Genomic DNA, 24,014 nt, shown 5'->3' with positions numbered 1-24,014 from the left:
ACAGGAAAGGTGAAGCGTCCCTCAGGGGATGAGCGCCCCCGCCGAACGGCGCCGGGCCTCCACCGCGACCTCCCGGGAGGCCGAGGTGGCCACCGAGGTGGCGGCGCCGACCCCGGCCAGCACCCGCGGCCAGAAGTCCCCGAAGACCTCGACCGAGACGGCGATCAGCAGCGCGGTGATCACCGCGACGACGTGCTCCAGGCCCGCCAGGTTCGGCAGCACGACCGCCTCGCCGACCATCAGCACCACCACCGTGGCGGCGGTGAACCAGGCCCGGGTGCGGAACGCGATGCAGATCGCCAGCGCCACCACCGCGGCCGAGGGCCCGGTGTCCCGCACGTAGGCGACCCACTTCGGGAAGCCGAACAGGTGGCTCGGCCCCATCGCGACGCCGACCCGGGCGAACAGCGTGCCCGTCAGGGTGCACGCGTAGGCGACCACCAGCGTCATCCGCCGGCCGAGCACGACCTCGGCGATCGCGAAGACCACGAAGACCTGGGCCAGTGCTCCCCACACCGGCAGGTCGAGGGCCGGCACGTACAGCGACAGCGGCGTCCGCAGCAGCGAGACCTCCAGCGGCAGCGAGGCCCGCACCACCCCGATGTGGTTGACGAACCGCTCGCCGCCCGGCAGGTGCTGGACGATGCTGAACAGCAGGATCAGAAACGTCGCCGCCGTGGCCAGCGGGAAGGCGGCGAACTTCTTGCGCACCACCGCGCCGCGGACCGTCAGGTACAACGCTCCCCACTCGGCGACAGCGGCCTTTCTGGCTAGCGCCAGCGGCCCCTTTCGCACGCCCCCCGCGTGGGTTCTGTGAATCACAACCGTTTCTCCCGAATCCCCGGACTTGTCAGCTACTCCCACATTAGAAGCCTGTTAACAAATCCACATCGGCATGGATGGGGATCGACGTCATCCTCAGGAGGGAGACGGATCCCCCCTCCGGACCCCCCGTACGACCGATGGCGTTCTCCGCCCCCGGCCCCCCTCCGCCCCCCGACGGAGGGCTACCCCTTCCCGTCCCGGGCCGTCACCGGCAGCCGGGGCGCCACCACGGTGGGCCCGGCGTGCCGGCGCCGGAACAGGGCGGGCAGGCTCGGCGCGACGATGAAGCCCTCGGCGCGCGCGCTCGCGATACCGATCCGCGGAATCTCGCTGCTCTTCTCGAACAGCAGGTAGCGCGGCTCCCAGATCGGCCGGTACTTGGCATTCGCGCGGTACAGCGACTCGATCTGCCACCAGCGCGAGAAGAAGCCGAGGACGGAGCGCCACAGCCGCAGCACCGGACCGGCACCGAGCCGGGACCCGCGCTCGAAGACCGAGCGGAACATCGCGAAGTTCAGCGAGACCCGCTTGAGCCCGACCTCCTCGGCGCGCTGCAGCAGCTCGATGACCATGAACTCCATCAGGCCGTTCTCGGTGTCCCGGGCCCGGCGCATCAGGTCCAGCGAGAGCCCGTCCGGGCCCCACGGGACGAAGCTCAGCAACGCCTTGAGCTCGCCGTCCCCGTCACTGCACTCGAGCATCACGCAGCGGCCGTCGCCGGGGTCGCCGAGCCGGCCCAGCGCCATCGAGAAGCCGCGCTCGGTCGCCCCGTCGCGCCACTCGTCGGCCTTGGACACCAGCCGCGCCATCTCCTGCTCGGAGATGTCCTCGTGCCGGCGGATCCGCACGGTGTACCCGGCCCGCTTGACCCGGTTGTACGCCTGCCGGACCACCCGCATCGCCCGGCCGTCCAGCGAGAACTCGTCCAGCTCGACGATCGCCTCGTCGCCCAGCTCCAGCGCGTCCAGCCCGTGCCGGGCGTAGATCACCCCGGCCTCCTCGGAGGCGCCCATCACGGCGGGCGCCCAGGCGTGCTCGCGGGCCTCGGACAGCCAGGCCTCGATCGCACCCGGCCAGGCCTCCGGGTCGCCGATCGGGTCGCCCGAGGCCAGCGAGACCCCGCCGATCACCCGGTAGGTCACCGCCGCCTTGCCGCTGGGGGAGAAGATCACCGCCTTGTCCCGGCGCAGCGCGAAGTAGCCGAGCGAGTCCCGCTCGCCCTGCTTGTCCAGCAGGCCGCGCAGCTTCGCCTCGTCCTCGGGGTTGAGCAGCTCCTTGCCGCGCGGGCTGCGGAAGGCCACGTACAGCACCAGCAGGAACAGCGCCGCGCCCATCGCGTTGATCGCCGCGTTCACCCAGGTCGGGGCCATGATCACGGAGCGCAGGTGCTCGGACGGGTTGATGGTGATCATCCGACCGACCGAGTAGCGGAAGAGGTCCCACCAGCCGGCCCCGTTCAGCTGGTTGGTGATCCAGACCAGCAGCGCGCCGACGGCACCGCCGAAGAACAGCCCGCCGACGAAGGTGGCCGCCGCGGTCTTCGGGTTGGAGCGGTCGCCCTTGGAGGTGAACTCCTTGCGCCCGATCAGCAGCGCCAGCACGAACAGGCAGGTCAGCACCGTGGAGACGTAGTTGAGCGGGTGCTTGTTGAAGCGCTCGCCGGGCAGCACCATGGCCGCCAGGTACAGCAGCGCGAAGACGCTGCTGAGCGCCGCATTGAAGATCCACGCGGCCCGCTTGCGCCGCCGCATCGCGACCGCCAGGAAGACCGACAGCACCGCGGCCGCCAGGCCGGAGGTCATCAGGTACGGGGTGAAGTACTCGCCCTCGTTGTGCTCGCTGACCTGGTTCCCCCAGGGCACCAGCAGCACGGTCGCCAGGTTCAGCAGCGCCAGCAGCCTGAGGTACCAGACCGAGGCTGCCGCGGCCCGCGGGCGCCAGCGGTCGAGCGGTCCGTCGGGCCGGGGCCCGGCAGAGGTGGCGGACGGCTCCGACTTCACAGTGGACGACACAGCTCAATTCCAAACGATCAGATGGTGGGGCGCATCCGCACGCGGCCCGGCGCCGGGCGCCGGCACAGGCCCGACGGGCTGACCGGCCACCCCTGCCCACCGGCCGCCCGCGTCGAGCGGCCGACCGGAGAAAGGGCAGCCAACTCCATGGTTCCGCACCATTCCTGAAAATTGCGTGAACCGGGTAGCGGATTCACACCCCCGCCGAACGGCGGGGGTTCTTACCCCCATGGGTTCGGCGCCCCGCCCCGGCTACCCCTACTCTCAAAAGCGACCCCCGCGGACCGACCGAACCCGGCCGCCCGAACCGAGGAGGCCCCCATCACCACCACCCGCGTGCTGATCGTCGACGACGAGATCCTGGTCCGCTCCGGCCTCGGCCTGATCGTCGGTTCCGCCCCCGACCTGGAGGTGGTCGGCGACTGCTCCGGCGGACAGGCCGAGGAGCACGTCCAGCGCCTGCGCCCGCACGTGGTGCTGCTCGACATCCGGATGCCCGACCTCGACGGCATCTCCGTACTGCGCCGGCTGCGCGCCCTGCCCGACCCGCCGGCCGTCGCGATGCTCACCACCTTCGACACCGACGAGTACATCGGCACCGCGCTGCGGGCCGGCGCGACCGGCTTCCTGCTCAAGGACACCGCCCCCGAGCAGCTGGTGCACGCCGTCCGGGTGCTCGCCGCGGGCGGCAACATCCTCTCCCCGACCGTCACCCGCACCGTGATCGGCGGCTACGTGGACGGCGGCGGCCCGGACGCCGGGGCCACCGCGCTGGCCCGCACCCTGACCGGCCGCGAGCTGGACGTGCTCGCCCTGCTCGGCGAGGGCCTGTCCAACGCCGAGATCGCCGACCGGCTCTTCCTCGGCACCGGCACGGTCAAGGACCACATCAGCGCGATCCTCGGCAAGCTCGGCGCCGCCAACCGGGTACAGGCCGCCGTGCTCGCCCACCGGGCCGGCCTGGTGCGGCCCAAGCCCGGCGACGGGGCATGACGGCCGCCGACCAGCTGCCGCCCCGACGGCTGCCGGCCTGGTGCACCGCCCCCTGGCTGATGGTGCTGCTGCCCGTCCTCTACTCCCTGATGGACGCCGCCCTGGTGTCCCGGGACTCCACCTGGTGGCAGGTGACGCTCTCCGTACTGGCCGCCGTGGCGCTGTTCTGGCGGCGCCGCTTCCCGGTCACGGTGCTGCTGCTCACCATGCCGGGCACCTGGGTGGAGGCGATCTGGCTGGCCCCGATCACGGCCGTCTACACGGTCGCCACCGAACGCCCCAGGGCCAAGGTGCTGTTTCCCTGCGCGGCCCTGTTCACCCTGGTCGACTTCTTCCACTGGCCGCTGCCGAACCCGGTGATCGAGCTCAGCCGGAACACCGCCCTGGACGCCATCCAGGCCGTGATGCTCTCGGCCGGCCCGGCCGCCACCGGACTGCTCTCCCGCACCCGGCGGGAGCTGGCCGCCCGTCTGGACGAACTGACCCGCGGCCAGGAGCGGGAGAGCCGGCTGCTCGCCGAGCGGGTGCTGATCAGCGAGCGCGGCCGGCTGGCCCGGGAGATGCACGACGTGGTCTCGCACCAGGTCAGCCTGATCAGCATCCAGGCCGGCGCGCTCCAGGTGAGCACCACCGACCCGGCCGCCGCGACGACCGCCCGCACCATCCGCGAACTGTCCGTCCGGACCCTGGACGAGCTGCGCCAGATGGTCGGGGTGCTGCGCAGCACCGGCGGCCCCCGCCCGGACGCCCCGCTCGCCCCGCAGCCCCGGCTGGCCGACCTGCCCCGGCTGATCGCGGAGAGCGGCCTGACCGCCGACTCCGAGCTGAACCCCGGCGACCGCCCGTGGCCGGAGGCGGTCGAACGCGCCGCCTACCGCACCGTCCAGGAGGCGCTCACCAACATCACCAAGTACGCCCCGGAGGCGGTGGTGCACGTGCGGGTGCGGGCGAAGGGCCGCCGGCTGCGGGTCGAGGTCCGCAACGAGGCGCCGCCGGTCCGCCCGGCCGAGACCCTGCCGGGCGGCGGCCACGGCCTGGTCGGGCTGCGCGAGCGGGCCCAGCTGCTGGGCGGCACCCTCACCGCCGGTCCGACCCAGGACGGCGGCTTCGAGGTCCGCGCCGACCTCCCGGCCGGCCAGTCCTGACGGCCCGCCGGCCCGGCCCTCCGGGGCCGCACGGGGCCGGGCCGGGGCGGGACCTCCGGGGCAACAAAAAAGCCCCGCAGATCCGAAGATCTGCGGGGCTTCGCTGTGCGCGAGGGGGGAGTTGAACCCCCACGCCCTTTCGGGCACTGGAACCTGAATCCAGCGCGTCTGCCTATTCCGCCACCCGCGCATGGGTGTTGTCTTCACTGCCGTCCGTTCCGCGGAGCCGCTCGGTACCATGTGGTCTTCGCGTTTCCCCGGTCCGGCTCCCTTCCGGGCGGCCCTTCCGACGTGGAAAACAGTAGCACGACCTGGGGGGCTGCTCCGAATCCGTTTCCCGGGGAGACCGACCACGTCCGAACGGCCGCGCGACGAACGGGCGGGCGAAGCGCGGTGCACCGCTCCGACGGGCAGACCTGGCGTGCCGTACCCGGAATGCGTCACCCTGTGTGTCCGAGCCCACCCCCCGGCACCACGCGGTCCGGGAACCGTACGGAAGGGCCCGGCGTGGATACGATCAGTACGGAAGTACCGCAAGTAGGCACGACCGACTCCCCCGAGGACACCTCCCCGGCGGGCCCCGGTCGGCAGGCAGGCGAACGAACCCTGGAAGGGGGTGCCCCATGGGGATGATGAAGAAGTTCGAGCAGCGGCTGGAGGGTCTCGTCAACGGCACCTTCGCCAAGGTGTTCAAGTCCGAGGTCCAGCCCGTGGAGATCGCCGGCGCTCTGCAGCGCGAGTGCGACAACAACGCGAGCATCTGGAACCGCGACCGCACCGTCGTGCCGAACGACTTCATCGTCGAGCTCAGCCCGCACGACCACGAGCGGCTCAGCCCCTACTCGGGGCAGCTCGGCACCGAGCTGGCCGGCATGGTCCGCGAGTACGCCGAGGCCCAGCGGTACTCCTTCATGGGCCCGCTCCAGGTGAACCTGGAGAAGGCCGACGACCTGGACACCGGCCTCTACCGGGTGCGCAGCCGCACCCTGGCCTCCGAGGAGCCCCAGCAGTTCGCCCCGCAGCAGCCCGGCTACGACCGCCAGCCGGCCGCACCGGCCCCCGGCGCACCGTGGCAGCAGGGCGGCGCCGGGCAGTACAACGCGCCCCCGCCGCCGGCCGCGCCCCCCGCGATGCCCCCGGGCCCTCCGGCCGGCGGCAACGTCCGCGCCTTCCCCGGTGCCGGCCACGGCACCTCGGTCCGCCGCTGGATCGAGGTGAACGGCGCCCGCCACCAGATCACCGGCGCGGCCTGCGTGCTCGGCCGCTCGACCGAGGCGGACGTGCGGATCGACGACCCCGGGGTCTCCCGCAAGCACGCCGAGATCCGCCCGGGCACCCCTTCGATGGTCCTCGACCTGGGCTCCACCAACGGCATCGTGGTGGACGGGCAGCACACCCAGCGCGCTACGCTCCGCGACGGCTCCCGAATCGTCGTGGGCTCCACCACCATCGTCTACCGGCAGGTCGAAGGGTAGTGTCCGAGTTGTTCGCGCGCCTCGCTCACCGACTGGCGGGACGGCCATGTCAGAACTGACCCTCACGGTCATGCGGCTGGGCTTCCTGGCCGTGCTGTGGCTGTTCGTCATCGTCGCGATCCAGGTGATCCGCAGCGACCTGTTCGGTACCAAGGTGAACCCCCGCAGCTCCCGTCGCGGCGGCGGTGCCGCCACCGCGTCCGGCGGTGCCGCGGCGACCGCCACGGCACCCGGACGTCCCGCGGCCCCTGCCCCCGGCAACAGCGCCCCGGCGGCCCCGACCCAGGGCGGCGGCGGCCGCCGCCGCGGCGCCCCGACCCAGCTGGTGGTCGTCCAGGGCTCGCTCGCCGGGACGACGGTCGCGCTGCAGGGCCAGACCATCACGCTGGGCCGCGCGCACGACTCGACCATCGTGCTGGACGACGACTACGCGTCCTCCCGGCATGCCAGGATCTATCCGGATCAGACTGGGCAGTGGACGGTCGAGGATCTAGGCTCCACCAACGGCACCTATCTGGACCGGCAGCGCCTGACCGCGCCCACTCCGCTCCAGCCGGGGACGCCGATCCGTATCGGCAGGACCGTCATCGAACTGCGGAAGTAGTAGCGCATGAGGGACAGCATCCCGTCCAAGACCCAGAGGGGGGCACAGGTCGCATGACCCTGGTGCTGCGCTTCGCCGCCGGCTCCCACAAGGGACTGATCCGGGAGGGGAACGAGGACTCCGGCTACGCCGGGCCGCGGCTGCTGGCCGTGGCCGACGGCATGGGCGGCGCCGCGGCCGGCGAGGTCGCTTCCTCCGAGGTGCTCGGCTCGATCGTCCGGCTGGACGAGGACGTGCCGGGCGCGGACCTGCTGACCCTGCTGGGCGACGCCGTCCAGGGCGCCAACGACCGGCTCCGGCAGATGGTCGAGGAGGACCCGCAGCTGGAGGGCATGGGCTGCACCCTGACGGCCATGCTCTGGACCGGCCAGCGGATGGGCCTGGTGCACGTCGGCGACTCCCGCGCCTACCTGCTGCGCGACGGCTCGCTGGTGCAGATCACCCAGGACCACACCTGGGTGCAGCGCCTGGTCGACGAGGGCCGGATCACGCCCGAGGAGGCCGAGACCCACCCGCAGCGCTCGCTGCTGATGCGGGCCCTGGACGGCCGCGGCCAGGTCGAGCCCGACCTCTCGATCCGCGAGGTCCGGGCCGGCGACCGCTACCTGATCTGCTCGGACGGACTCTCCGGCCCGGTCAGCCACCAGACCCTCCAGGACACCCTGGGCAGCTACTACTCGCCCGAGCAGACCGTGCAGGAGCTGATCCAGCTCGCGCTGCGCGGCGGCGGTCCGGACAACATCACCTGCATCGTGGCGGACGTCATCGACGTCGGCGCCACGGACACCATGAGCGGCCAGTTCAACGACATCCCGGTGGTCGTCGGCGCGGTCGCCGAGACCCCGCCGTCCTCGGCCGCCGCCGACCGCTCGATCGCGGACACCCCGGCCGGCCGCGCCGCCGGCCTGGGCCGCGGCCCGCAGGGCGCCTTCGGCCCGGCCGAGGGCTACGACGCGGCCGGGAACGGCTTCGGCCCCGCCGAGGGCTACGAGGGCGAGGGCGGCTACGGCTACCCGGCCGAGCCCTCGGTGTACGGCACCGAGGAGTTCGACGAGGAGCAGCCCCCCAAGCGCAAGCGCCGGGGCCTGACCGTCTCGCTGGCCGTCCTGGTCACGCTCGGCCTGCTCGGCGGCGCCGGGTACTTCGGCTACCAGTGGACCCAGGACCAGTACTACATCGGCGAGGACGGCGACCACGTCGCCATCTACCAGGGCGTCAACCAGAACCTGGCCGGGCTGAGCCTGTCCTCGGTGCACGAGTCGCGCAGCGACGCGCCGTTGAGGTGGCTGCCGCAGGACCAGCGCGCCCAGGTGAGCCGGACCATCTCGGTCGGCAGCCTGTCGGACGCCCAGAAGACCATGGGCACCCTCGTGGACTGGGCCAAGCTGTGCCAGAAGGCCGCCACCGCGAACGCCGCGGCCCCGCAGGGCACCCAGGGCGCCCAGGGCACCACGGCCACCAAGACCGCGTTCGTGGCCGCCACCCCGACCACCCCGGGCGAGCGGGAGAAGCCCCGCTCCCCGGGCGCGGCCGCGCCGTCCGCCACGACGACCCCGTCCGCCCCCGGCACCGCCGCCCCGACGCCGAACGCCACCCCCCCGGCGGCCGTTCCGAGCGAGCAGGCCCAGCCGCCCCAGCAACCCGCCCTGTCCGACGACGAGCGCAGCCGGGCCGAAGCCTGCCCGAAGCAGTGACGTCCGTGATCCGACATAGGTCCGCCCGGAACGGGCCCGCCGGCCGTCAGGGAGCGGTCACCACGTGAGCAGCTACGACCTGAGCGGCGATACCGGCCGCACCGGCTCCCGACGCCGGGCGGCGGGCGGGCGTGTCGTGCCGCGACGCCGCGGCAACACCACCATCTCGCTCCAGGGCGCGCCGAACCGCCGCAACACCGAACTGGCCCTGCTGGTCTTCGCCGTGCTGCTGCCGATCCTGGCGTACGCCAACGTGGGCCTGGCGATGGACTCCCGGCTGCCGGCCGGGATGCTCGGCTACGGCCTCGGGATGGGCTCGCTGGCCCTGGTCGCGCACCTGCTGGTGCGCCGCTTCGCGCCGTACGCGGACCCGCTGATGCTGCCGATCGCCACCCTGCTGAACGGGCTGGGCGTGGTGATGATCTGGCGCCTGGACAAGGCGGGCCACCTGCTCAGCGGCAACTTCCCGGCGGCCCGCAACCAGTTGATGTGGTCGGCCCTCGGGGTCACCCTGTTCATCGGCGTGATGGTCTTCCTGAAGGACCACCGGGTGCTGCAGCGCTACACCTACATCTCGATGGTGGTGGCGCTGGTGCTGCTGGCCGCGCCGGCCTTCTTCCCGGCCCGGGCGGAGGACTTCGGCGCGAAGATCTGGATCCGGATGGGCAGCTTCTCCATCCAGCCCGGCGAGTTCGCCAAGATCGTCCTGACCGTGTTCTTCGCCGGCTACCTGATGGTCAAGCGGGACGCCCTGGCGCTGGCCAGCCGCCGCTTCATGGGCCTGTACCTGCCGCGCGGCCGCGACCTCGGCCCGATCGTCGTGATCTGGCTGCTCAGCCTGCTGATCCTGGTCTTCGAGAACGACCTCGGCACGTCCTTCCTGTTCTTCGGCCTGTTCGTGGTGATGCTCTACGTCGCCACCGAGCGGACCAGCTGGATCCTGTTCGGCCTGCTGATGTCGGTCGGCGGCGCGGTCGCGGTGGCCATGACCACCAGCCACGTCAAGGTCCGCATCGACGCCTGGCTCGACCCGATGGCCGCCTTCTCGCCGACCCCGCCCAAGGGCGCCACCGAGCAGATCGGCCAGTCGCTGATGGCGCTCGGCTCCGGCGGGGTGACCGGCTCCGGCCTCGGCCAGGGCCGCTCCTGGCTGATCAACTTCGCCGCCAAGAGCGACTTCATCCTGGGCTCCTTCGGCGAGGAGCTCGGACTGACCGGCCTGATGGCGATCTTCCTGCTGTACGCCCTGCTGGTGCAGCGCGGCCTGCGTACCGCCCTCGCCGCCCGCGACCCCTTCGGCAAGCTGTTCGCCGTCGGGCTGGCCTCGGCGATGGCGCTGCAGGTGTTCGTGGTGGCCGGCGGGGTCACCGGACTGATCCCGCTGACCGGTATGACCATGCCGTTCCTCGCGCAGGGCGGTTCGTCCGTGGTCGCCAACTGGGCGCTGGTCGCGATCCTGCTCAAGATCAGCGACAGCGCCCGCCGTCCCGGGGTCGAACCGGCCCCGGTCCCCGAGGGCCAGGGAGGACCCGCCCGATGAACAAGCCGATCCGACGGGTCTCGATCTTCTGCCTGGTGCTGATCCTGGCACTGATGGTGCGCACCAACTGGGTGCAGGGCGTCCAGGCCGACGCGCTGGCCTCCGACAAGAACAACAAGCGCCAGCTGTACGACCGCTACGCCCACCCGCGCGGCAACATCATCGTCAGCGGCCAGCCGGTCACCAACTCCGACTTCGTCAACGGCCTGCGCTACAAGTACAAGCGCTCCTGGAAGGACGGCGCGATGTACGCGCCGGTCACCGGCTACTCCTCGCAGGCCTACGGCTCCAGCGGGCTGGAGAACCTGGAGGACGGCATCCTCTCGGGCACCGACGACCGGCTGTTCTTCCGCAACACCCTGGACATGCTGACCGGCGAGCAGAAGCGCGGCGGCGACGTCGTCACGACGATCAACGCCAAGGTGCAGAAGGCCGCCTTCGACGGCCTGGGCGACAAGAAGGGCGCGGTGGTCGCGCTCGACCCGAAGACCGGTGCGATCCTGGCCCTGGTCTCCACCCCGTCCTACGACCCGAGCGCCTTCGCCGGCGGCGAGAGCGGCGACACCAAGGCCTGGCAGGACCTCAACGCGGACCCGAACAAGCCGATGCTCAACCGGGCGCTGCGCGAGACCTACCCGCCCGGCTCGACCTTCAAGCTGGTCACCGCCACCGCCGCGTTCGAGAACGGCCTCTACCAGGGCGTCAACGACGCCACCAGGACGCCGGACCCGTACACCCTGCCCGGCACCCAGACGGTGCTCAAGAACGAGAGCCCCAACGAGCGCTGCGAGAACGCCACCGTCGAGTCCGGGATGGACCAGTCCTGCAACACGGTCTTCGCCAAGATGGGCGCCGACCTCGGCAAGGACAAGATGCGGGCGCAGGCCGAGAAGTTCGGCTTCAACAGCACGGTGGACACCCCGGTCCGCTCCGAGAAGAGCATCTTCCCGGACAGCCCCAGCCTGGACGGCACCGCCCAGGACTCGATCGGCCAGCACGACACCCGCGCCACCCCGCTGCAGATGGCCATGGTCTCCGCGGCGATCGCCAACAACGGCAGCCTGATGCAGCCGTACCTGGTCGACCAGGAGCGCTCGGCCTCGCTGACCACCATCTCCAAGCACACCGAGAAGCAGTTCTCCCAGGCGATGAGCCCGGCCACCGCGCAGAAGATGCAGGACCTGATGGTCTCGGTGGTCGAGAACGGCACCGGCACCAACGCCAAGATCCCCGGCCTCCAGGTCGGCGGCAAGACCGGCACCGCCCAGCACGGCGAGGACAACGCCGGCCTGCCGTTCGCCTGGTTCACCTCCTGGGCCAAGACCTCGGACGGCCAGTCGGTCGCGGTCGCGGTGGTGGTCGAGGACGGCTCCCAGAACCGCGACGGCATCAGCGGCGGCCGCCTCGCGGCCCCGATCGCCAAGGCGGTGATGCAGGCCGCGCTCGGCAAGTAGAGCGGCGGTGAGGCGAAAGTCACGATCGGCACCCCCGTCCGGATACCGGTCTGATATCGGCCGACGGCTGACTCCGGTCCGGTGCGGTGCGACCGGTAGCGTATCCGCCAGCAGCGGGTGTGCCCGTTGCCGCCCGCGAGGCGGTGCACGGCCCGGCCGGAGAACCGGTCTCGGCCCGCGCGGCGTCACCCAGAGCGTGCGGGGACACCTACGTCACAACCTCACCGGCGGGTGAGGGAGAGGGTCGGAACTATGGAAGAGCCTCGTCGCCTCGGCGGCAGGTACGAGCTCGGCGGCGTCCTCGGACGCGGCGGCATGGCCGAGGTGTACCTCGGCCATGACACCCGGCTCGGCCGTTCCGTCGCAGTGAAGACGCTCCGGGCCGACATGGCGCGGGATCCGTCGTTCCAGGCCCGCTTCCGCCGCGAGGCACAGTCGGCGGCGTCCCTGAACCACCCCGCGATCGTCGCCGTGTACGACACCGGCGAGGACTACATCGACGGCATCTCCATCCCGTACATCGTGATGGAGTACGTCGAGGGGTCGACGCTGCGCGAGTTGCTGCACTCCGGCCGCCGGCTGCTGCCCGAGCGGGCGCTGGAGATGACCATCGGCATCCTCCAGGCCCTGGAGTACTCGCACCGGGCCGGGATCGTGCACCGCGACATCAAGCCGGCCAACGTGATGCTGACCCGGCAGGGCAACGTCAAGGTCATGGACTTCGGCATCGCCCGCGCGATGGGCGACGCCGGGATGACCATGACCCAGACCTCGGCCGTGATCGGCACCGCCCAGTACCTCTCCCCCGAGCAGGCCAAGGGCGAGCAGGTCGACGCCCGCTCCGACCTCTACTCCACCGGCTGCCTGCTCTACGAGCTGCTGACCGTCCGGCCGCCGTTCGTCGGCGACTCCCCGGTCGCGGTGGCCTACCAGCACGTGCGGGAGGAGCCGCAGCCGCCGTCGGCCTTCGACCCCGAGGTCCGCCCGGAGATCGACGCGATCGTGCTCAAGGCGCTCGCCAAGGACCGCGACTACCGGTACCAGAGCGCCGACGAGATGCGTGACGACATCGAACGCTTCCTCGACGGCCTCCCGGTCGCCGCCGCCCAGCAGGCCGCCTACGGCTTGGGCGCCGCCGGGTACGGCTACGACCAGAACGGCTACCCGCAGCAGCACGACCCGTACGGCCAGACCAACGTGCTGCCGCAGCAGCCCGGCGGCCCGACCACCATGCTGCCGCAGGCCTCCGGCTACCAGGACGACGGCTACGGCCAGACCTCCGCCGGTGGCGCGGGCGGCCGCGACGGCTACGACGACGGCTACGGCCAGGGCGGCGGCCGGCGCGGCGACGACCGGCAGAAGAAGAGCAACACCTCCTGGATCGTCCTGGCGGTGGCCGCCGTGCTGGTCCTGGTCGGCACCTTCTTCGTGGCCCAGGCCATGTTCAGCGACAAGGGCACCAAGGACACCCCGAAGGTCACGGCGCCGAACCTGGTCGGCAAGAGCCTGGCGGAGGCCAGGACCGCCGCGGCCGCGGCCGGCTCCAAGCTGGTGGTGACCGAGGGCGACAAGATCGCCTGCCCGGACACCAACGTCAAGAAGGACCAGGTCTGCACCCAGACCCCGACGGCGGGCACCTCGGTCTCCGAGGACGCCCACATCACCGTCCAGGTCTCCTCCGGTCCGGCCAAGGCCCAGATGCCGACCGTGACCGGCAAGACCAAGGACCAGGCGATGCAGGCCCTGACGGCGGCCGGCTTCACCAACGTCGCCGCGCCGGACTACAAGGACGACGACACCGCGCCGCAGGACACCGTGCTCTCCCAGGACCCGGCGGCCGGCGCCTCCGCCGACCCGAGCGCCCCGGTCAAGCTGACGATCTCCCAGGGCAAGACCAAGCAGACCGTCCCGAACGTGGTCGGCGCGCAGAAGGACGACGCGCAGAACACGCTGCAGGCCGCCGGCTTCCAGGTCGACGCCTCGAAGACCACGACGACCAACGACCCGACCAAGGCCAACCTCGTGGCCCAGCAGTCGGTCGCGCCCAACACCAAGGTCCCGGCCGGCACGAAGATCACCCTGACGATCTACAAGGCGCCGGACAAGCCCCAGATCCCGCCGCTGCAGAACGTCAAGCTGTCGGACGCCGGCGACAAGCTGGCGAAGCTCGGCCTGACCTACACCGTGATCGCCGGTCCGCAGGACCCGAACGCGGTCGTGGTGCAGAGCAACCCGGGCGCCGGCACCCAGGTGGACCCGAACACCCAGGTCCAGCTGATCACCCGGCCGGCCGATCCGACCAAAGGGGGGGACCCCAACACCACACCCCCCGGCAGAGGGGGCACCAACTAAGCCGCCCTTCTTCCCCTGGTTCTGACGCCGGGGAGCGGGACCGGTGAAACGCCCGAGGGCCCGTCGCGGAGATCGCGACGGGCCCTCGGGCGTTCTGTTCCGGCGTTCTGTTCCGGCGTCCCGTTCGGCGTTCCGTTCGGCCGGGCCGTCGGACGGTCAGCGCAGCTCCGGCGGCGGGGTGCGGTTGGCGTCCATGGCGTCCACCCGCACCAGGCTCCCCCAGACGGCCATCCGGTAGCGCGAGGTGTACACCGGCGTGCAGGTGGTCAGGGTGATGTACCGGCCGGGGCCGGTGTACCCGGAGCTCACCGGGACGGGCGCGACGATGCCGGTGTCGTACTTGGAGGTCTCCGGCAGGGTGTTGTCGACCTTGTAGACGTACCACTTGTCCCTGGTCTCCACCACGACCGCGTCGCCCCGGTGGACGGCGTCCAGGTCGTGGAACTTGGCGCCGTGCCCGTCCCGGTGGGCGGCCAGCGCGAAGTTGCCCGCCTGGTCCCAGGGCATCGCCGACCGGTAGGGCTGCTCGTAGACGCCCGCCACGCCCTCGTCCAGCACGGCGGTGGAGGTGCCCATCCGGATCAGCACCTGGAAGCCCCGGCCCATCGCCGGGACGTGCAGGAAGCCCACGTCGTCCCCGAACGCGGGGACCGCGGCGGGCGCGGGCGCCGCGCTGCTCCCGCCCGGGGGGCCGGCGGTCGGACCGGCCGACCAGGAGCCGCGCAGCCGGTCCGCGGCGTGCGCGGCGGAGGCGTCCGCCTGCACGTTGGTCCACCAGAGCGAGTAGGCCACGAACAGGCCGAGCACCAGGCCCACGGTGATCAGCAGTTCGCCGAACACCCCGAGCGCGGCCAGTGCCCGGCTGCGGCCCCGCCGGCCCTCCCGTCCGGGCGGGGGGAAGGCCTCCTCGGCCGCACCGGTCGTACCGGCCGCACCGGTCGTACCGGCCGACCCCGCGGTCCCGTCGTCCTGCATCTGTGGTGTTCCCCCTCCGGAGCCGGTCGGCGGGCGGCTACCCACCCGTGATCGCGGCCGGCTTGCCCTGGCTGCGCGGCCGCTCCTCGATCATCTTGCCAAAGACGATGAGCCGGAACTTGGAGGTGAACTCCGGAGTGCAGGTGGTCAGCGTGATGTAGCGGCCGGGCCCGGCGTACCCGGAGCCGTTCGGCACCGGCTTGATCACGCTCACGTTGCTGGGGGAGGTCTGCGGGATCCCCCCGGTGATCTCGTAGGTGTAGTACCCGGTGGCGGTCTCCACCACGACCTTGTCGCCCTTGCCCAGCTCGTTGATGTACCGGAACGGCTCGCCGTGGGTGTTGCGGTGCGCGGCCAGCGCGAAGTTGCCCGCCTGGTCGCCCGGCATCGCGGTGCCGGGGTAGTGGCCGACCAGGCCCTTGTCGAGCACCGCCGCCTTGTCGGTGCCCTCGGCGATCGGGAACTTCAACCCCAGCTTGGGCAGGTAGATGATGGCGAAGCCCTTGCCGGGCGCGAACGCCTCGGGCTTGTTCGGGTCGGCGGCGGGCTGCCCCGGACCGGACGGCTGGGCGTCGAACTGCTGCTCCAGCTGGTCCCGGGCGCTGCTGGCGGCCGCGTCGGCCTGCACGTTGGTCCACCAGAGCTGGTAGGCGACGAACAGCAGCATCACCACGCCGAGGGTGATGCACAGTTCGCCGACCAGGCGGGCGGCCACCACGACCGCGGACTCCTTGGGGCGGGGCCCCCCGGCCGCCCGGCCCTTGGCCCGGCGCCGGCCACCGCCGGTACGGACGGCGGTCCGGCCCTGGGCGGCCCGACGACGCTCGGCCCGGCCGCCGGTGGGCGCGACGGGCTCGGCCGCCGGCTCCCCGTCCTCGACGGGCAGCCGCAGTTGGAGGGTCTGGTCGGGCAGCCACGGGTACTCGGGCCCGCCCTCCACCGGCCGCTCGGCCTGCTCGTAGACGCCCCAGCCGTCCTCGGGCGCGGCCTGGGCGTCCTGCTCCCCCGGGTACGGCCGGGCCTGCGCCGCCGCGCCGTACTGCGGGGCGCCGTACTGCGCCTCGCCGTACTGCGGGACGCCGTACTGGGGGGCACCGGACTCCGCGCCCTGGTACGGGCCGCCGGCGTACTGCGGCGGGCCGCCGTACGGGCCCGGCTCCGGCTGGTAACGCCCCTCCGGACGTACCGCGGTCACGCCGCTCAGCCCCGGCCGATCACCGGGGCGAGCCCGGCCGACCGGTCCACGGCCTGCGGGAAGCCGCACTCCGCCAGCCAGTTGGCGAGCATCCGGTGCCCGCCCTCGGTCAGCACCGACTCGGGGTGGAACTGCACGCCCTCGACCGGCAGTTCGCGGTGCCGCAGGCCCATGATCACGCCGCTGCCGGTCCGGGCGGTGACCACCAGCTCGTCCGGCACGGTGGCCGGGTCGACGGCCAGCGAGTGGTAGCGGGTCGCGGTCAGCGGCGAGGGCAGGCCCTCGAACACCCCGCCGTCCTCGTGCTCGACCGGCGAGGTCTTGCCGTGCAGCAGTTCGGGCGCCCGGCCGACCACCGCGCCGTACGCCACCGCGATCGACTGGAGGCCCAGGCACACGCCGAACACCGGCAACCCGATCGCCGCGCAGTGGTGCACCATCGCGATGCAGACCCCGGCCTCCTCGGGCGCCCCGGGGCCGGGGGAGAGCAGCACCCCGTCGAAGCCCTCCTCCCCCGCCCGGCGGACGGCGTGCTCGACGGTCACCTCGTCGTTGCGCACCACCTCGCAGGTGGCGCCGAGCTGGTACAGGTACTGGACCAGGTTGAACACGAAGCTGTCGTAGTTGTCCACGACCAGGATGCGGGGCGGGGTCGACTGGGTGGTCATGCGCGCGTGGTCTCCGTGGGGTGCGGTGCTGGGGGGAAGTTCCGGGCCCGACGGGTCAGCCGGCCGGGGCGCCGTCGCCGCCGTCCACTGTGACGTCGCCGAAGGGGAGCAGCGGTTCCGCCCACGGGAAGACGTAGGTGAAGAGGAGGTAGACGATCCCCAGGATCAGGAGCAGCGAGATGACGGCCCGGACCAGGGTGTTCCCCGGCAGATGGCGCCAGATCCAGCCGTACATGGTGCTCCCTCTAGGTAGCGGACTGGGATCAAGAGTAGACCCGGGATCCACGGCCGTGAGGCCGGTCCGGCACTGCCCCGCCGCCGGGCTACGGCTGGCCGCCCGCCGACCGGAGCTCGGTCGTGCCGGAGTACCCGGGCAGCGTGAGGTCCCCGCTGTCCTGGACCTTCCAGCCCAGGCCGTACGCCTGGACGTACTGCAGGTAGTTGCGGATCGTCGGGTCCCCCTCGACGGCCGAGCGCAGGGCGTCGGTCCTGCCCACCGCCTTGACCACGTACGGCGGGGAGTAGACCCGGCCCTGGAGCAGCAGGGTGTTGCCGACGCAGCGGACGGCGCTGGTGGAGATCAGCCGCTGGTCCATCACCTGGACGCCGGCCGCGCCGCCCCGCCACAGCGCGTTGACCACGGCCTGGATGTCCTGCTGGTGGATGACCAGGTCGTTGACGCCGGGCTCCGGGACCCCGGGGATGCGCGCGGTGGCGTTCGGCGGGGCGTCGTTGAGGGTGACGGTCAATCCGCCGCCCTGGAGCGGCTCCAGGGCCGCGCCGAGCCGCAGGCCGTCCAGCCGGGCCGAGTCGGCGGGGTCGTGGCCCTGCTGCTCGGTGAGCTCCTGCGCCCGGGACTGGAGGTCGGCCAGCTGGGACTGCGCCTGCTGGTTCTGCGCGCTGCGCTGGCGGATCACGTCGCCGAGGCTCAGCAGCGAGTTGTCGGTCCGCAGGTCGGTGCCGCGGGCGGTCTGGGCGCTGATGTAGAAGAGCAGACCGGCGAGCGCGAACACGGTGCAGGTCAGGGCACGTCCGACAATTCGGATACCGGAACGGGGGGTGACGGCCTTCCCGGGGGGAATCGACAAATTAGTCACCGTACCCTTATCTCCTTGAGACCCGCCGAACCACTACGCTAACGGACGCCGGTGGCAGGCGTGGGAGTGGTCCCAGAGCGCTCTCCTCGACCGTCCGTCGGCGTCTCGCCCGCTGCACCCCTGCGCGGTCTCACAGCGCATCGACAGGAGAGCTCCTCGTGCCGAAGTCTCGACTCCGCAAGAAGTCCGACTACACCCCGCCGGCGACGACCGCGGTGAAGATCAGTTCGGGCCGTAGTTGGGTCGCACCGCTGATGCTGGCACTGTTCCTGATCGGCCTGGTGTGGATCGTCACCTACTACGTGACCAGCGGCAGCTACCCGGTGGAGAGCTGGCGGAACTGGAACATCCTGGTCGGCTTCGGGTTCATCGCGGCCGGCTTCGGCGTCTCCACCCAGTGGAAGTGACGCTCCGCGCGTCCTGAGGCTCGGTCCCGAGTCCTCCCCGCCGCTTCGGACCACGGTCCCGGAGCGGCGGTTCGGTGTGCCCGCGACCGGTCGCGGTGCCGTCCGCCCGCCCATCATCCGACGGTCCCACCATCGGACCGTCAGGCTTATCCACATGGTTATCCACACTGGGGAAAAGTCCCCGCCGCCTGTGGATAACTCCGTGCCGCGACACCGTCCACAGCTGTGCACAACTCCCGGGGCGCGTGCGAACCGCACAGCAGGACACGCGTAGAACAACAGTCCACAGCCCGCCCGCCGCACAGCCTGTGCAGAACTCCGCACCCGCTGTGGACAAACGTGCAGGGAGTCACGCCCCGTACCAGGCCATCCCGGTCAACAGCAGCGCCGCCTCCAGCGCCACCGCGCCGGCCAGCGTCAGCCACTGGACCAGGGCGCGCCGCTCACGCGGGGCGTACATCAGGCCGAAGGCGACCAGGCCGCCGAACACCAGGCCGCCGATGTGCGCCCGCCAGTCGATGTTCGGGCGGGCGAAGGTCACCACCAGGCTGAAGACCAGGAAGGCCACCGCCGGGGCGACCGGGCCCCGGTCCCGCAGCTGCATCAGGATCGTGGCGGAGATCAGGCCGAAGATCGCCCCGGAGGCCCCCACCGAGTTCATCCGGTCACCCGCCACCAGGAAGGCGAAGGTGCTGCCGCCCAGCCCGGCGAGCAGGTACAGGGCCAGGAAGCGCAGCCGCCCGAGCGCCTCCTCCAGCGGCGGGCCGAGCCACAGCAGCACCAGCATGTTCAGCCCGATGTGCCACCACTCCAGGTGCAGGAAGGTGGCGGTCAGCAGCCGGTACCACTGGTCCGGGCCGTCGGCGACGCCGTACGGCCCCCCGGGGTACGACCGGCCGGCGCTGGCCAGCGACCAGACCTCGCCCAGGCGCGGGTTGAGGACGTACGCGGCCAGCACCCAGACCACCAGGTTGATCCCGACCAGCGTCCGGGTCACCAGCCCACCGTCCAGGGCCGGCACCCCGCCGAAGCGGGTGGTGGCCCGTCGCGCCCCGGCGTGCCCCTGGCCGGCGCACTCGGGGCACTGGAAGCCCACCGCGGCGGCCACCATGCACTGCGGGCAGATCGGCCGTTCGCAGCGGGTGCAGGAGATCCCGGTGGCCGTCCCCGGGTGCCGGTAGCAGTCGGGCTGCCCGGCCCCGGGGGACCGGTCCGTGGACCCTCGCGGCTCGTCCGGGAGCATCAGCGGCTACCCCTTCCCCTGACCGACCACCGAAACCGCCAGCCTACTGCGGCCCGTGCCCCGCACGGCCCCCGAACGGCCCCGCCGGGCCCGCGTACGGCCCACCCCGGCGTGCCGGTGGGCGAATCCGGATGCATGATCAGCATTCAGGTGGATATGTGCATATAAGGACGCCACCAGGAGGAGAGACTCGTGAGCTTTTCGGACTCGGCCCGTGACACCGCCACCAGGACCCGGGACTCCGCCGCACAGTTCGCGGACGGCGCCAGGCAGCGCCTCGGGCCCGCCCTGGACGCCCTCGGTCCCAAGGCCACCCAGGCCGCCCACCACCTCCGCGTCCAGTACGACCGGCACCTCGCCCCGCAGTTCGGCCAGGCCTTCGCCAACCTGCCGCCCGAGGCCCAGCAGAACGCCCTGCGGGCCCTCCACCGGGCCCAGGAGGCCGCCCTGGCGGCCCGGCTGTCCGCCGCCCGCGCCGCCGACCAGGCCCGCAGCACGGTCGGCCCCAGGGTCGCCCAGGCCGTCGAGGAGGCCCGGGCCGCGGTCTCCCCGGTCGCGCACGAGGCCCAGTCCCGCGGCGCCGCCGCGCTGACCGCCCTCCAGGGCCACGTCAGCTCGGCCGAGATCAACGAGCTGGCCGCCCGGAACGCGAAGCGGCAGCAGCGGTGCGGCGGCCGGACGGCCGCCGGGCTGCTGCTCGCCGGGGTGCTGGCGGTGGGCGGCGGGCTGGTCGCCTGGCAGTGGTGGCGCCGGCACAGCAACCCGGAGTGGCTGGTCGAGCCCCCGGCGCCGGAGTCCCACCGGCCGGCCGGCGCGACCGCCGCCACCTCCCCGGTGAACGGCCTCACCCCCGAGGACGCGGCCGAGGCCGCCGAGCCCACCGAGGACGACACCCCCTAGAACCACGGAAACGCCGAACGGCGGCCGACCCGGAAGGGTCGACCGCCGTTCAGGCGCTGTGGAGCATAGGAGACTCGAACTCCTGACATCTGCCTTGCAAAGGCAGCGCTCTACCAACTGAGCTAATGCCCCTCGACGGCACGGCTCGTGCCAACGGGCACTAGCGTACCGGGTTCCGGCGTGTTTCCGAGAGCCGTCCCCCTGGGGCGGTTCCGACTCCTGGGCGGCCGGTCCGATCGAGTGACCGGACCGGCCGATGGGGAGGCGCCGGAGAGCGCCTCCGAAGACCGTCGATCGTCAGATCGTCCGGGGCTCAGCGACCGGCCGGAACCGGGTCGGTGGCCTCGGTCCACAGGTCCTGCTCGGCGCGGTCCGCCTGGACCTGACGGTAGACAAAGAAGCCGCCGAGGGCGACCAGGGCGACCAGGAGAAGCTTCTTCACCGCGGGACCTCGTCCTTCTAGCGTTGGTGGACTCAGGAGCCGTTGCTCCGGCCGGACCGACCGGGCCGACGAGTCCAGATGTGTTTCGAGCGCGAACGGGCGGTCGGGTGCCGGACTGCCCTTGCGGCCGATGATACACACCGGTGTCCCAATCGTGACCAGCCACCGGCACCGTCAACCCGGCGGTCCGGTCCGAGGATTGACGCCGCACCTCATGCCGTACGGATCGTCCGCACCCGGTCCGACCGGGAAGCCCTCGTCAGGGGCGGTCCGCCGGGGAACGCCGAAGGGCCCGGAGTGATCACTCCGGGCCCTTCGGGGCGGTGGGCCTAACAGGACTTGAACCTGTGGCCTCTTCCTTATCAGGGAAGCGCTCTAACCGTCTGAGCTATAGGCCCTCGCTGCACATAGAGCGTACCGGAAGCCGCCCGATCCGCGAAAACGCCGAAGGGCCCGGAGTGATCACTCCGGGCCCTTCGCGGTGGTGGGCCTAACAGGACTTGAACCTGTGGCCTCTTCCTTATCAGGGAAGCGCTCTAACCGTCTGAGCTATAGGCCCTTGCCGCACTGAAAGATTAGCGGACCGACCGCCGATCTCCCAAATCCGTTCCGGCCGGGGTCGCGGCAGTGACCTCGGCGGCCGGGCGCACCAGCCACTCCTCACGGGTCGGCGGCAGGCCCGAGCCGCCCTGCTCGGTGCTGCGGACCGCGAGGATCTGGTTCACCCCGATCCGGTTCTGCTCGAAGGCCAGCGCGGAGGCGGCCATGTAGAGCCGCCAGACCCGGGCGCGGCCGAGGCCGACCAGCCGGACCGCCTCCGTCCAGTGCGCCTCCAGGTTGGCCACCCACTCGCGCAGGGTCAGCCCGTAGTGCTCGCGCAGCGCCTCGACGTCCCGGACCTCGAAGCCGGCCTCCTCCAGCCGGGCCACCGTGGAACCGACCGGGGAGAGCTCGCCGTCCGGGAAGACGTAGCGGTCGATGAAGGGGCTGGTGCGGTGCGGTTCGCCGGGGTGGTCGGGGCGCCGGGCGATCTGGTGGTTGAGCAGCCGGCCGCCGGGCGCCAGCAGCCGGAACAGGCCGTCGGCGTACACCCGGTACTGCTCGGCACCGACGTGCTCGGCCATCCCGACGCTGGAGATCGCGTCGAAGGGGCCGTCGGTGATCTCCCGGTAGTCCTGGAGCCGGACCTCCACCCGGTCGGCCAGGCCGGCCTCCTCGATCCGGGTGCGGGCCAGCGCGACCTGCTCGGTGGAGATCGAGACGCCGACCGCGGTGACCCCGTAGTGCTCGGCCGCGTGCAGCAGCAGCGAGCCCCAGCCGCAGCCGACGTCCAGCAGCCGCATCCCGGGCCGCAGGCCGAGCTTCCGGCAGATCAGGTCGAGCTTGGCCTCCTGGGCGGCCTCCAGGCTCTTCGCCTCGGGCGTCCAGTAGGCGCACGAGTAGACCATGGAGGAGCCCAGCACGAGGCCGTAGAAGTCGTTCCCGACGTCGTAGTGGTGGCTGATGGCGGCGCGGTCCCGGCCGCGGCTGTGCAGCCGCCCCTGGGCCCGGCGGACCTCCTCCGGGGGCGGGGTGGGCTCCGGGCCGATCGCCCCGGCCCGGAGGGCGGCGGCGACCACCCGGCGGCCCGCGGCGCCGAGGACGTCGCGCGGCCCGAGGGCCATGGTGCGGATCTCGGGGAGTTCGGCGAACTGGGCGACCGCGGAGAGCGTCTCGTAGAGGTCGGTGCCGGGGGCGAGGTCGAGGTCCCCCGAGACGTAGGCCCGGGCCAGGCCCAGCTCGCCCGGCTGCCACAGCAGCCGGCGCAGCGCCCGGCGGTTGCGCAGGACCACCGTGGGCGCCCCGGGCGGCCCGGCGACACTGCCGTCCCAGGCCTGCACCCGCAGGGGGATCGGGATGCCCAACAGCCCGTCCAGGGCCTCGACCAGTTGATCTGCGAGCTTCGCCACCGCGCGCCTCCGTCCAGCCTTCCTGCGGAAACCTTCCTGACCCGGTCGCCCGACCGGGGCGGCCTGCGGCACTCCCACGGGTGGGAACGGGCGGCGTCCAGCTAATCCCACCGCGGCCGACCCGTTTCCGGGCGGCACGCCGCGGGAGCCGGCAGTCACCCGAAATGCCGACGGGCCCCGCAGGCTGCAACAGCCTGCGGGGCCCGTACATTCCGTCCGCGGACGGTGAACTGACCAGGGGTCAGGATCCGGCCGGATCAGTCCTCTTCGGCCAGGGTGAGCTCGACGCCGCCGGTGAAGCCGGCCGCCGCGTTGTAGATGAAGGCCGACAGCGTGGAGAGCGCGGTCAGCAGCACCACGTCGACCACCGCGATCAGCGTGGTGAACATCATGACCTTGCCGAAGCCGATGTAGTCCATCAGGTTCAGCTGGCTGCTGGCGTTGTCCGCGCCGCCGCCGGTGACGTCCTTGAGGGTCTTGGTCAGCGAGTCGAAGACGCCGAGCGAGTCCAGGGTCATCCACAGCACGGCCGAGGCCACGATGATGATGATGCCGACGGCCAGCGACAGCAGGAAGCTGACCTTCATCACCGACCACGGGTCGACCTTGGTCACCCGCAGCCGGGCCTTGCGGGTCCGGCCGAGGCCGCCCCCGACGGTCGCCGGGCCCGCGGCGGGGCGGCGCGGCGCGCCGGGCACCGGGGTGCCGCCGGCCGGGGTGTTGCCGCCGGTCCGGGTGCCCCGGGCCGGGGTCGGCTGCCCCTTGGTGTACGTCGTCGGCTGCGAGAAGCCGCTCTGTCCGGCCTGGCCCGCTCCGCCGACCGGCGGCATCAGCGAGGTGGACGCGGCCGAGTGCTCGGTCGGCGGCTGCCCCGGCACGCCGTACGACCCCCCGCCCTGCGCGCCCGGACGGCCGCCGGAGGGTCCTCCCGCAGCACCCGTGGCTCCACTCACCTGGTCCTCCCGCACTTCCCACCAGGGCGGCGCCGCCCTGATCCGTCACTCGTCATCCAGCGCCCGGCGGGATTGCCCGGTACTGGTCGGC

21 protein-coding genes and 4 tRNA genes are annotated in these 24,014 nt (G+C 72.2%); 10 read left to right on the top strand and 15 right to left on the bottom strand.

Translation table 11 applies throughout. The annotated features are described in order from the left end of the window. Positions 1 to 21: 21 nt before the first annotated feature. Together ACIQWA_RS23130 and ACIQWA_RS23125 are read right to left on the bottom strand one after the other, a co-directional pair. Positions 22 to 738 (bottom strand): hypothetical protein, encoded by a 717-nt coding sequence (locus ACIQWA_RS23130; protein WP_360242900.1) that lies wholly within the window; start codon positions 736 to 738, stop codon positions 22 to 24. 269 nt (positions 739 to 1,007) lie between these two features. Then, positions 1,008 to 2,837 (bottom strand): phosphatidylglycerol lysyltransferase domain-containing protein, encoded by a 1,830-nt coding sequence (locus ACIQWA_RS23125; protein WP_402485226.1) that lies wholly within the window; start codon positions 2,835 to 2,837, stop codon positions 1,008 to 1,010. Positions 2,838 to 3,179: 342 nt separating this feature from the next. Between ACIQWA_RS23125 and ACIQWA_RS23120 the strand changes: the two genes are divergently transcribed. After that, positions 3,180 to 3,830 carry a response regulator gene (locus ACIQWA_RS23120; RefSeq protein ID WP_402485251.1) on the top strand — a complete coding sequence of 217 codons (651 nt, stop codon included), beginning with the start codon at positions 3,180 to 3,182 and terminating at the stop codon, positions 3,828 to 3,830. After that, positions 3,827 to 4,975 (top strand): sensor histidine kinase, encoded by a 1,149-nt coding sequence (locus ACIQWA_RS23115; RefSeq protein ID WP_402485223.1) that lies wholly within the window; start codon positions 3,827 to 3,829, stop codon positions 4,973 to 4,975. Before ACIQWA_RS23120 ends, ACIQWA_RS23115 begins: the two co-directional genes overlap by 4 nt. A 106-nt stretch (positions 4,976 to 5,081) precedes the next feature. Here the strand turns inward: ACIQWA_RS23115 and ACIQWA_RS23110 are convergent. Further along, a tRNA-Leu gene (locus tag ACIQWA_RS23110) sits at positions 5,082 to 5,165 on the bottom strand. A gap of 433 nt (positions 5,166 to 5,598) precedes the next feature. Between ACIQWA_RS23110 and ACIQWA_RS23105 the strand changes: the two genes are divergently transcribed. The 6 genes from ACIQWA_RS23105 to pknB all read left to right on the top strand — a co-directional run bounded on the left by ACIQWA_RS23105 (position 5,599) and on the right by pknB (position 14,094). Further along, positions 5,599 to 6,450, top strand: a complete 852-nt coding sequence (locus ACIQWA_RS23105) for a DUF3662 and FHA domain-containing protein (RefSeq protein ID WP_360242891.1) — start codon at positions 5,599 to 5,601, stop codon at positions 6,448 to 6,450. Positions 6,451 to 6,496: 46 nt separating this feature from the next. Next, positions 6,497 to 7,054 carry an FHA domain-containing protein gene (locus ACIQWA_RS23100; RefSeq protein WP_360242888.1) on the top strand — a complete coding sequence of 186 codons (558 nt, stop codon included), beginning with the start codon at positions 6,497 to 6,499 and terminating at the stop codon, positions 7,052 to 7,054. A 53-nt stretch (positions 7,055 to 7,107) separates the two neighbouring features. Continuing rightward, positions 7,108 to 8,748, top strand: coding sequence for a protein phosphatase 2C domain-containing protein (locus tag ACIQWA_RS23095; protein WP_402485220.1), 1,641 nt, complete (start codon positions 7,108 to 7,110; stop codon positions 8,746 to 8,748). A 136-nt stretch (positions 8,749 to 8,884) separates the two neighbouring features. Next, positions 8,885 to 10,288, top strand: a complete 1,404-nt coding sequence (locus ACIQWA_RS23090; RefSeq protein WP_360242921.1) for an FtsW/RodA/SpoVE family cell cycle protein — start codon at positions 8,885 to 8,887, stop codon at positions 10,286 to 10,288. Continuing rightward, positions 10,285 to 11,742, top strand: a complete 1,458-nt coding sequence (locus tag ACIQWA_RS23085) for a peptidoglycan D,D-transpeptidase FtsI family protein (protein WP_402485219.1) — start codon at positions 10,285 to 10,287, stop codon at positions 11,740 to 11,742. Before ACIQWA_RS23090 ends, ACIQWA_RS23085 begins: the two co-directional genes overlap by 4 nt. A 252-nt stretch (positions 11,743 to 11,994) precedes the next feature. After that, positions 11,995 to 14,094 (top strand): Stk1 family PASTA domain-containing Ser/Thr kinase, encoded by a 2,100-nt coding sequence (gene pknB, locus ACIQWA_RS23080; protein ID WP_402485216.1) that lies wholly within the window; start codon positions 11,995 to 11,997, stop codon positions 14,092 to 14,094. A 156-nt stretch (positions 14,095 to 14,250) separates the two neighbouring features. Here pknB and ACIQWA_RS23075 read toward each other — a convergent pair whose 3' ends face one another. From ACIQWA_RS23075 to ACIQWA_RS23055, 5 genes are all read right to left on the bottom strand, one after another. After that, positions 14,251 to 15,069 carry a class E sortase gene (locus ACIQWA_RS23075; protein WP_402485213.1) on the bottom strand — a complete coding sequence of 273 codons (819 nt, stop codon included), beginning with the start codon at positions 15,067 to 15,069 and terminating at the stop codon, positions 14,251 to 14,253. Positions 15,070 to 15,106: 37 nt separating this feature from the next. Next, the gene (locus ACIQWA_RS23070; protein ID WP_402485211.1) at positions 15,107 to 16,264 is read right to left on the bottom strand and encodes a class E sortase; all 1,158 of its coding nucleotides are present in this window, start codon (positions 16,262 to 16,264) and stop codon (positions 15,107 to 15,109) included. Positions 16,265 to 16,269: 5 nt separating this feature from the next. Beyond that, entirely contained in the window at positions 16,270 to 16,932 is a 663-nt protein-coding gene (locus tag ACIQWA_RS23065; protein WP_360242870.1) for an aminodeoxychorismate/anthranilate synthase component II, read from the bottom strand. Positions 16,933 to 16,987: 55 nt separating this feature from the next. Beyond that, complete coding sequence (locus tag ACIQWA_RS23060) at positions 16,988 to 17,167, bottom strand: hypothetical protein (protein ID WP_360242867.1); 180 nt, start codon at positions 17,165 to 17,167, stop codon at positions 16,988 to 16,990. Between the two features lie 88 nt (positions 17,168 to 17,255). Next, positions 17,256 to 18,020 (bottom strand): DUF881 domain-containing protein, encoded by a 765-nt coding sequence (locus ACIQWA_RS23055; protein ID WP_402485208.1) that lies wholly within the window; start codon positions 18,018 to 18,020, stop codon positions 17,256 to 17,258. Between the two features lie 167 nt (positions 18,021 to 18,187). Here ACIQWA_RS23055 and crgA point away from each other — a divergent pair, with 167 nt between their 5' ends. Continuing rightward, positions 18,188 to 18,436 carry a cell division protein CrgA gene (crgA, locus tag ACIQWA_RS23050; RefSeq protein WP_360242861.1) on the top strand — a complete coding sequence of 83 codons (249 nt, stop codon included), beginning with the start codon at positions 18,188 to 18,190 and terminating at the stop codon, positions 18,434 to 18,436. Positions 18,437 to 18,785: 349 nt separating this feature from the next. Here crgA and ACIQWA_RS23045 read toward each other — a convergent pair whose 3' ends face one another. Further along, entirely contained in the window at positions 18,786 to 19,679 is an 894-nt protein-coding gene (locus ACIQWA_RS23045; RefSeq protein WP_402485206.1) for a rhomboid family intramembrane serine protease, read from the bottom strand. Positions 19,680 to 19,871: 192 nt separating this feature from the next. Between ACIQWA_RS23045 and ACIQWA_RS23040 the strand changes: the two genes are divergently transcribed. Then, positions 19,872 to 20,579 (top strand): DUF5324 family protein, encoded by a 708-nt coding sequence (locus tag ACIQWA_RS23040; protein WP_360242855.1) that lies wholly within the window; start codon positions 19,872 to 19,874, stop codon positions 20,577 to 20,579. A 59-nt stretch (positions 20,580 to 20,638) separates the two neighbouring features. Here ACIQWA_RS23040 and ACIQWA_RS23035 read toward each other — a convergent pair. From ACIQWA_RS23035 to ACIQWA_RS23010, 6 genes are all read right to left on the bottom strand, one after another. After that, a tRNA-Ala gene (locus ACIQWA_RS23035) sits at positions 20,639 to 20,711 on the bottom strand. Positions 20,712 to 20,892: 181 nt separating this feature from the next. Further along, positions 20,893 to 21,021, bottom strand: a complete 129-nt coding sequence (locus tag ACIQWA_RS23030; RefSeq protein WP_014137031.1) for a DLW-39 family protein — start codon at positions 21,019 to 21,021, stop codon at positions 20,893 to 20,895. A 324-nt stretch (positions 21,022 to 21,345) separates the two neighbouring features. Beyond that, positions 21,346 to 21,419, bottom strand: a tRNA-Ile gene (locus tag ACIQWA_RS23025). Positions 21,420 to 21,503: 84 nt separating this feature from the next. Next, a tRNA-Ile gene (locus tag ACIQWA_RS23020) sits at positions 21,504 to 21,580 on the bottom strand. A gap of 16 nt (positions 21,581 to 21,596) precedes the next feature. Further along, entirely contained in the window at positions 21,597 to 22,970 is a 1,374-nt protein-coding gene (locus tag ACIQWA_RS23015; RefSeq protein ID WP_402485204.1) for a class I SAM-dependent methyltransferase, read from the bottom strand. Positions 22,971 to 23,227: 257 nt separating this feature from the next. Continuing rightward, complete coding sequence (locus tag ACIQWA_RS23010; RefSeq protein WP_402485202.1) at positions 23,228 to 23,923, bottom strand: DUF3566 domain-containing protein; 696 nt, start codon at positions 23,921 to 23,923, stop codon at positions 23,228 to 23,230. Between the last annotated feature and the right edge of the window lie 91 nt (positions 23,924 to 24,014).

This window comes from Kitasatospora sp. NPDC098652 (assembly GCF_044760155.1).
GTDB lineage: Bacteria > Actinomycetota > Actinomycetes > Streptomycetales > Streptomycetaceae > Kitasatospora.
This window is presented reverse-complemented; position numbering and strand designations above follow the sequence as displayed.

Excerpts from the sequence above, each read along its gene's own strand:
- ACIQWA_RS23095 (WP_402485220.1), top strand. The coding sequence starts at position 7,108 with ATGACCCTGGTGCTGCGCTTCGCCGCCGGCTCCCACAAGGGACTGATC.
- ACIQWA_RS23075 (WP_402485213.1), bottom strand. The coding sequence starts at position 15,069 with ATGCAGGACGACGGGACCGCGGGGTCGGCCGGTACGACCGGTGCGGCC.
- ACIQWA_RS23100 (WP_360242888.1), top strand. The coding sequence starts at position 6,497 with ATGTCAGAACTGACCCTCACGGTCATGCGGCTGGGCTTCCTGGCCGTG.
- pknB (WP_402485216.1), top strand. The coding sequence starts at position 11,995 with ATGGAAGAGCCTCGTCGCCTCGGCGGCAGGTACGAGCTCGGCGGCGTC.
- ACIQWA_RS23105 (WP_360242891.1), top strand. The coding sequence starts at position 5,599 with ATGGGGATGATGAAGAAGTTCGAGCAGCGGCTGGAGGGTCTCGTCAAC.
- ACIQWA_RS23085 (WP_402485219.1), top strand. The coding sequence starts at position 10,285 with ATGAACAAGCCGATCCGACGGGTCTCGATCTTCTGCCTGGTGCTGATC.
- ACIQWA_RS23045 (WP_402485206.1), bottom strand. The coding sequence starts at position 19,679 with ATGCTCCCGGACGAGCCGCGAGGGTCCACGGACCGGTCCCCCGGGGCC.
- ACIQWA_RS23060 (WP_360242867.1), bottom strand. The coding sequence starts at position 17,167 with ATGTACGGCTGGATCTGGCGCCATCTGCCGGGGAACACCCTGGTCCGG.
- ACIQWA_RS23065 (WP_360242870.1), bottom strand. The coding sequence starts at position 16,932 with ATGACCACCCAGTCGACCCCGCCCCGCATCCTGGTCGTGGACAACTAC.
- ACIQWA_RS23115 (WP_402485223.1), top strand. The coding sequence starts at position 3,827 with ATGACGGCCGCCGACCAGCTGCCGCCCCGACGGCTGCCGGCCTGGTGC.